The sequence below is a fragment of the Streptococcus sp. GMD4S genome (genome assembly GCF_000296955.1).
In genome coordinates, this window is sequence record NZ_AJRE01000324.1 from 1 (window position 1) to 818 (window position 818).

The window sequence follows — 818 nt, forward strand, 5'->3', positions numbered from 1 at the left end:
TGGGATCGTCAATAGCATCAATCGTTTGAATTTCTTCCAAACTCATCTCATTTGCTTCATCAAAGGTTAAAGATAAGATATCTTGGTGCTTTTTCTTGAATTCCTCGATTGTTAGCCATGTTTTCTTATCATCTTCACTAATTTTTCCATCAATCGCAGTCGCAATTTCGAGTGCCATAATATACATAGCTCGCTTATCAACTGTTAATATATCTAGATAATTCGAAGCGATTCTTAGGTATTTTCCCTTTTCTCTACCGTCGCTTTCATAACTTCCTTCATAATCCAAATCAATATTTTCATACATTTGGGAATTGATTGCACTGCCACCTTTAACCTTGGCATCTTTCCAACGAGAGCCACTTGCTCCCCACTTATCTAACCGTAAAGATAAATAGAAGTCATTTTGCAACATCTCATCATCCCCGACATTTGAGAAACTTATTTTTTTACCATTTCTTTCTTTAAACCACATTTTCCATGCGAGTTCTCTGTAGCCAAATGACACTTTTCTAGTATAATCACCTTTGATGTATATTCTCACTCGTCTTCCTCGTCGTCATAAACACGTTCGCCGTGGATTTTAATGTATTCTTCATTCCTGCGGTCGTCTTCTTCCCAAACTGGGTCTCTCACATCATCCATAAACGGAATTTCTTCCAAACTCAGCTCATTAGCTTCTTCATAACTCATCGAAAGGATATCCTCATGCCGTTTTTTAAATTCCTCAACACTTAACCAGCTCTCTTTATCATCTTCGCTAATCTGACCATCAATAGCAGTCGCAATTTCAATGGCCATAATATACATAGCTCGTT

Annotated in this window: 1 protein-coding gene and 1 pseudogene; both read right to left on the reverse strand. The window is 37.3% G+C overall.

The genetic code is table 11. The features are described 5' to 3' along the window. Nucleotides 1-544 (reverse strand): hypothetical protein (locus tag GMD4S_RS09680; RefSeq protein WP_001223906.1); only part of this gene is annotated, 544 nt, incomplete at its 3' end. Further along, nucleotides 541-818, reverse strand: a pseudogene (locus tag GMD4S_RS09685) (hypothetical protein); the annotation flags it as partial. The pseudogene GMD4S_RS09685 and the gene GMD4S_RS09680, both read right to left, overlap by 4 nt.